Origin of the sequence: Pseudoalteromonas sp. SR44-5, from assembly GCF_014163675.1 — a bacterium.
Lineage (GTDB): Bacteria > Pseudomonadota > Gammaproteobacteria > Enterobacterales > Alteromonadaceae > Pseudoalteromonas > Pseudoalteromonas rhizosphaerae.
Genome location: NZ_JACJDT010000058.1, coordinates 21,304 through 28,087 on the forward strand (window position 1 = coordinate 21,304; position 6,784 = coordinate 28,087).

Sequence of the window (6,784 nt, forward strand, 5' to 3'; positions counted from 1 at the left end):
TATAAAAAATGACGCATTTTGCGTCATTTTTTATGCCTATTAAAAGCAACCTAGTTTGGCTAGTTAAACCTTTTACTATTGTGCCTTAAAGGCTTTTTATACTCATCAAGATTAACTCAAATCTTTATACGCCGTGATACAGTTTCTGCCATTTTCTTTTGAAAAGTAAAGAGCTTTATCTGCCGCTTCAATCCATTTTTCATAGCGCTCAAATTCATCTTGAAAACAGGCAAAACCAACACTTACCGTCATTTTAATTTGTTGTTCGCCAAAGTAAAAAGATGAATTTTCAATTAAACTACGCAAACGCTCAGCAAATATCTCAGCACCTTTGCGATCCGTGTCCAACAGCGTTACCGCAAATTCTTCGCCGCCATAACGACCTGCAATGTCTGTTTCACGCAATGTTTTACGCAGTAAATCAGCAATGTTACGCAGTGCTTCATCGCCACAACGATGGCCATGTTCATCATTTACTTTTTTAAAGTGATCGATATCAAACATCAATAAAGTACTTGTGCCACCACTGCGTTTGATCCTAAGAAATTCTTTGCGTAGGGTATCTTCCCAATGACCTCGATTAGTCAATTTTGTTAGTGCGTCTGTTTGACTCATTTGTTCAAGTTTACGATTTACTTCTTCGAGCTCTTTTTTATTCACCGCCATATCAGTTACATCATAAAGAATGATACAAATATGGCCAACTTCTCCCATCGTATTTGACAGAGGAATAAATGTCGCGTTTTGAAACATATGGTCTGCTTTACCCGTGATTGGACGGTAATTTTTAAAGCGGAAAATGTATGGCTGCTGTTCCCAAATAGTAAATGAGCGATTTTTCAAAATAAACACAGACTCTGATTTACTGCGAAACCACTTTTCATCAATTGATGGAAATAAATCAAATAAATCTTTATCTTTTACTGCGCTGGGTAACATACCCGAATGGTTTTCCATAAAACCATTCCAAATACACACTTTATAGTCCCTATCTAATACCACTAAACCAACATCTACGGTATTAAACATATCCATTAACCAATGGATTTCATTCATATTAAAATCAGCAGCAGGCATAATGTTAGTCTTCTAATAGGTAAGCAACTTTGTATTTCAAAGTTTTTAGTGAGTCTTCGGTAAATAACAGCATCAAGTCACAGTTAATATTGTGGTTCTCAATACCATAGCTAATTTCTATTGCCAGAGTACGTTGCCAGCGTGATTTGTTTGCTTTAACTAAATCAGACACATCACAATGTTGCCCTAACACCACTGGGTGTCCTTGGCTAAAGGTCATGTCTAATTGGCGAGATAATCCAGTTAAGATTGCACCTATCAGGATATTACTAATATCCATTAATAACTCCAGCTCAATTTTCTTATTGAGCTCCCCTTGATAGTTCATCAAGGACGCAATTTCTTTAAAGCTAGAATCATTTAGAAGCAACAATGCCTCACCGGATACACCACCACCAATAAAACCTTGGCATACGCCTGAGGTTGTTGCATTAGCATCAATTGAGCGCAGCGCCATATCAAGTTCATTAACTTCGAGAATATTGACATTAGGAATAGGCAGTTCAACAAATACATTTAATAGCCGTGCTAATAAGTCTCCAGCCTGACCCATTGCCACGTTAGTCAGCTCTTGGTATATATCCCTAACATCTGGGTCAACTTGCTCACCTAAGCGGTGTGAGAGCCGCTCGCGCATTGCTTTATCTTTAATTCCATGGTGTTCGATAATGTCGGCAAGCTTTTGGGCATCACATGGTTTTTGAATAAAGTCTATCGCGCCAAGTTCGAGCACCCGTTGATGCGCATTCGGCTGAATATCGCCAGAGACAACAACGGTTAGTATATCCAAGTTTTGCTCTTGAATTGCTTGCAGTACTTCGTAGCCATCCATTTGCGGCATATTTAAATCGAGGAATAAGATTTCCGGGCTTAACGCTTTAATTTGCTCAATACAATGCACGCCATCTTCAGCAAACTCAACTTTAATATCCCAATCATCGGGCAACGAACGAGCTAACTGACGGCGCGCAAGCTTAGAATCATCACAAATTAGTACCGATGTTGACATAGTCTCTCTCTGATTGCTTTTATTTTTATTATTAAAAATGTAAACATTTACCACTGCTTTATGTTAATCAATGTAACCATGCATTACAATTTTAAATTGCATTAAACTCTTGGTGTCCATGAATGATTATAATACACTCAGCCTAATTGCGTTAACTCTAAAGGAAATACCTTATGCTCCGTTCACTCACTTTTGCTTTAAGTGCCTTTTGTTCAATGGCTTTTGCCGCCGATATGACCGAAAATACGCTTGATGCGGGAAAAGTATCAGCACAATCTAAGCCAATCACTTTATTAGGACAAGGTGTAAAACTAGGCGATAAAGCACCAGATTTTAAAGTGGTTGATGGCTCATTCACGCCAATTACTTTAGCCGATTACCAAGGTAAAGCCGTTTTAATAAGCGTTGTTCCAAGTCTTGATACTGGTGTTTGTAGCATTCAAACCAAGCATTTTAACGAAAAGGTTGCATCGCAATTTCCAAATATAGCCATGCTCACCATTAGTGCTGATTTACCGTTTGCACAAAAACGTTTTTGCAAAGCCGAGAACATAGATAAAATTACTGCCTTATCTGATTCAGTATGGCGTGACTTTGGTCAAAACTATGGTTTGATCATTAAAGATATGGGATTACTTACCCGTGCTGTGTTCGTATTAGATGCAAGTCATAAAATTGTTTATAAACAGTTGGTAGCCGATTTATCAACTGAACCAAAATATGACCCTGTTATAAGTGCTTTAACCGCGTTGTAATCTTGCAAATAACAGTCATAAAAAAACCGCCAATCGGCGGTTTTTTTATTGATTGAATTATCAACCCAATAATTCAGCAAGTTGCTGATTAACAGCTTCAACAGCTTGGGTACCGTCTAAACGATGATACTGCGTATTACCCGCTTTAGCTTCCGCTTGGTAATAATCAACCAATGGCATTGTTTGCTCATGGTAAATACCTAAACGTTTACGTACTGTTTCTTCTGTGTCATCAGCACGTATGATCAGATCTTCACCTGTTACGTCGTCTTTACCTTCCACTTTTGGCGGATTGTAAACTACGTGATAAACACGGCCGGAACCAGGATGAACGCGACGTCCTCCCATGCGGTCAACAATAATTTCATCAGCCACATCAAACTCAATAACGTGATCAACAACTACGCCATTTTCTTTCATTGCATCAGCTTGTGGGATGGTACGTGGGAAACCGTCTAGTAAAAAACCTTTTTCACAATCAGCTTTAGTAATACGCTCTTTAACAAGACCTATGATGATGTCATCAGAAATTAACTGACCTGCATCCATTACTTTTTTCGCTTCAAGACCCAGTGGTGTGCCTTCTTTAATTGCAGCACGTAACATATCACCAGTTGAAATTTGTGGAATACCGTACTTATCCATCAAAAACTGAGCTTGAGTGCCTTTACCTGCACCCGGCGCGCCCAAAAGAATAATGCGCATATCATTGTCCTCGTTTGATACTGATTTTACAAAAAGCATATCAGTATGATTTATTATAAAGCTTGAATTCTTCCATAAGCGCCGCAGATACTCAAGCAACTTATACCAATTGACTACGTTGAGATCATAAAAAAAGGGAACCGAAGTTCCCTTTTTATTAAAATGTTAGTTTTTGAGCAATTACTTACTCAAATCTAACATTAATTTATTTAAGCGAGTCACAAAACCTGCTGGATCTTTTAATGTACCGCGCTCTGCAAGCAAGGCTTGATCAAGCAGTACATGTGACCACTGTGCAAATTTGTCTTCGTCTTGTTCAACATTTAAATGCTTAACAAGTTGATGCTCAGGGTTAAGCTCAAAAATTGGTTTTGCTTCTGGAGCAGCTTGACCTACTGATTCCATTAGCTTTTGCATTTGTGAGCTCATGTCGTTGTCATCAGCGACCACACAGGCTGGTGAGTCAGTTAAACGATGCGTAAAGCGTACATCTTTAACATTATCGCCAAGTGCTGTTTTGATGCGCTCAACTAAGCCTGCAACTTCTTTTTCAGACTCTTCTTGCGCTTTTTTGGTCTCTTCATCATCTAAGCTACCTAAGTCTAGGTCACCACGGGTAATTGACTTAAATGGTTTTTCAGCAAACTCGGTTAAGTGGCTCATCATCCACTCATCAACACGGTCACTCATCAACAGCACTTCGATACCTTTCTTACGGAAGATCTCTAGATGTGGAGAGCTTTTCGCCGCAGTGAATGAATCTGCAACAACGTAGTAAATCGCATCTTGGCCTTCATTCATACGCTCAACGTATTGCTCTAATGAAACGTTTTGTGCTTCTTCATCAGTGTGTGTTGATGAGAAACGCAGTAACTTAGCAATCGCTTCTTTATTCGCTGCATCTTCTGCTGGACCTTCTTTGATCACTTGACCAAATTCATTCCAAAATACTTGGTAATCGTCGGCTTTATTTTTCGCCATACGCTCAAGCAATTTTAAAGTACGTGACGTACAGCCCTTACGGATTGCTTGCGTAACTTTGTTATCTTGTAAAATTTCACGCGATACGTTTAGCGGTAAATCGTTTGAATCAAGTAAACCTTTTACAAAGCGTAAGTAGCTAGGCATAAATTGCTCAGCATCATCCATTACAAATACACGTTGTACATACAGCTTTAAGCCACTTTGACGGTCACGATTCCATAAATCAAATGGTGCTTTTTTAGGAATATACAGTAAGCTTGTGTATTCAGTTTTACCTTCAACTTTGTTGTGAGCCCAGCTCAGTGGATCTTCCCAATCATGGCTTACATGCTTATAAAATTCTTTATATTCATCATCAGATAGCTCTGATTTATCACGCGTCCACATTGCTGTGGCGCGGTTAATGCTTTCCCACTCACCAGGTACGGCTGGAATTTTCTCGCCATCTTCACCTTCTGACTCAGGCACTTCGGCTTTGTACATTTGTACTGGTGTTGAAATATGATCCGAGTACTTAGTTACAATACTACGTAGGCGCCATTCATCAGCAAACTCTTTTTCATCTTCGCGAAGGTGTAAAGTAATTTCAGTACCACGGCCTGCTTTTTCAATTTCTTCTAGCGTGTATTCGCCCTCACCTTGTGATTGCCATTCAACGCCTTTTTCTTCACCGGCTTTGCGAGTACGAACAGTCACTAAGTCTGCAACTATAAATGCAGAGTAAAAACCAACACCGAACTGACCAATCAGTTGCGAATCTTTGCTTTGGTCGCCAGTTAAGTTTTTGAAGAACTCAGCGGTGCCCGATTTAGCAATCGTACCTAACGAGCTGATCACTTCATCACGAGTCATACCAATACCGTTATCAGAAATAGTTACGGTATTTTTTTCTTTATCGGCACTGATACGTACACGTAAGTCTGCGTCACCTTGGTATAGTTCACCATTTGAAAGTGCTAAAAAGCGTAATTTATCAGCCGCGTCAGAGGCATTTGACACAAGCTCACGTAAGAAAATTTCTTTATTAGAATAAAGTGAGTGAATCATTAAGTTTAATAGTTGTTTAACTTCTGTTTGAAAGCCTAATGTTTCTTTTTGTGCTGCAGTCATTTATATATCTCCAATTTGCAAAGTGTCTGCGTTATGCACTTAATATGGGGCGCGGTTTGTTAACTTCAAGTCAAAAGAGCAAAAAAGTAAGCTATAGCAAGATAAACACGGAAGTTAAGTTGTTTTTTCTTACAATCAAAATGGCTGTGGGCAATGTAGGTGCGTTTGCTTGAAGCTTCGAGGGTGTACAAAAAACAGATCGCTGGCATGTAATTGTAAGCGCTCAGCCAGTTGTTGGCTATGTTGGTTTTTATACAGATCACAGCCAATAATTGGGTGCCCAATGCTCTGACTGTGAATACGTAATTGATGTGTACGCCCCGTCACAGGGGTAAATTGCACTAAAGTACGCGGCGGTGATGTTAAGCGCTGTAATACTAAATAGTCACTGACGGCAGACTTACCCGTCACATTACAAATTTTAACTAATGGAAAGAGTAATTTATCTTTGACTATTGCAGCGTTTATTTGACCTACGTCATTTAATAACCAGCCATCCAACATGGCTATATAGTGTTTTTTTATTGTCCCTGATTGAAACTGCTTATTAAGGAGCTTAGTTGATTCAGAGTTAAGGCCTACAATCATAATACCTGAAGTACCATAGTCTAATCGATGCGGCAATTTAGCTGTCGGAAATGCGGCAGTCAGACCTGGCTGCCCATTCACTAAACGATAATGCACAGAATCCCAATTGGCCGGATTTTTACCAGATAAACTCAGTAAGCCACTGGGTTTATTGATCAATAAAATATCATCGTCTTTATATAAAATTTCCACATGCTCATGACAAACCGATGCAATAAAGTCATCGACAATAGAATGCTGTGGCAAATTTGTATCAGACATTATTTCTCTCATTATTGATTTTATAAAAACGTTGCAACATTAGTATCTTGAAACTAGTTCAATTTCTATCATACACAAAAAAGTCGGTATGCTGCGCTGTAGTTTGGCTTTTAACTATAAAGGGCGCTAGTTTTCAAGATTAGAAAATGGCAGTGAACGCATGTCGAAGGTTAATACCAATCTGCATAAAGATTAAGTCAATTTTATCCAGTCTCTAGAGCATATGCTTTTAACCGTATCAGGAACAGAAATGAATTTATTCCACGCTTGCGAAACCTGTTCGACTATTTCTTCA

The 6,784-nt window shown here is 39.0% G+C and carries 6 protein-coding genes; 1 reads left to right on the forward strand and 5 read right to left on the reverse strand.

Annotation, left to right across the window (positions count from 1 at the left end; translation table 11 throughout):
- Positions 1-111: 111 nt before the first annotated feature.
- Together H5154_RS20670 and H5154_RS20675 are read right to left on the reverse strand one after the other, a co-directional pair.
- Positions 112-1,077: a diguanylate cyclase gene (locus H5154_RS20670; RefSeq protein ID WP_182719485.1), complete on the reverse strand. Its 966-nt coding sequence runs from the start codon at positions 1,075-1,077 to the stop codon at positions 112-114.
- A gap of 4 nt (positions 1,078-1,081) precedes the next feature.
- Positions 1,082-2,086, reverse strand: coding sequence for a response regulator (locus tag H5154_RS20675; RefSeq protein WP_149982781.1), 1,005 nt, complete (start codon positions 2,084-2,086; stop codon positions 1,082-1,084).
- 173 nt (positions 2,087-2,259) lie between these two features.
- Between H5154_RS20675 and tpx the strand changes: the two genes are divergently transcribed.
- Complete coding sequence (gene tpx / locus H5154_RS20680) at positions 2,260-2,841, forward strand: thiol peroxidase (protein WP_149982782.1); 582 nt, start codon at positions 2,260-2,262, stop codon at positions 2,839-2,841.
- Positions 2,842-2,901: 60 nt separating this feature from the next.
- Here tpx and adk read toward each other — a convergent pair whose 3' ends face one another.
- The 3 genes from adk to H5154_RS20695 form a co-directional block, all read right to left on the reverse strand.
- Positions 2,902-3,546 carry an adenylate kinase gene (gene adk, locus H5154_RS20685; protein ID WP_149982783.1) on the reverse strand — a complete coding sequence of 215 codons (645 nt, stop codon included), beginning with the start codon at positions 3,544-3,546 and terminating at the stop codon, positions 2,902-2,904.
- A 180-nt stretch (positions 3,547-3,726) separates the two neighbouring features.
- Positions 3,727-5,640, reverse strand: coding sequence for a molecular chaperone HtpG (gene htpG, locus H5154_RS20690; protein WP_182719486.1), 1,914 nt, complete (start codon positions 5,638-5,640; stop codon positions 3,727-3,729).
- A gap of 135 nt (positions 5,641-5,775) precedes the next feature.
- A complete protein-coding gene (locus tag H5154_RS20695; protein ID WP_182719487.1) occupies positions 5,776-6,489 on the reverse strand; it encodes an RluA family pseudouridine synthase in 714 nt (237 codons plus the stop codon).
- Positions 6,490-6,784: the final 295 nt, after the last annotated feature.

Excerpts from the sequence above, each read along its gene's own strand:
- H5154_RS20695 (WP_182719487.1), bottom strand. The coding sequence starts at position 6,489 with ATGTCTGATACAAATTTGCCACAGCATTCTATTGTCGATGACTTTATT.
- H5154_RS20670 (WP_182719485.1), bottom strand. The coding sequence starts at position 1,077 with ATGCCTGCTGCTGATTTTAATATGAATGAAATCCATTGGTTAATGGAT.
- tpx (WP_149982782.1), top strand. The coding sequence starts at position 2,260 with ATGCTCCGTTCACTCACTTTTGCTTTAAGTGCCTTTTGTTCAATGGCT.
- htpG (WP_182719486.1), bottom strand. The coding sequence starts at position 5,640 with ATGACTGCAGCACAAAAAGAAACATTAGGCTTTCAAACAGAAGTTAAA.
- H5154_RS20675 (WP_149982781.1), bottom strand. The coding sequence starts at position 2,086 with ATGTCAACATCGGTACTAATTTGTGATGATTCTAAGCTTGCGCGCCGT.
- adk (WP_149982783.1), bottom strand. The coding sequence starts at position 3,546 with ATGCGCATTATTCTTTTGGGCGCGCCGGGTGCAGGTAAAGGCACTCAA.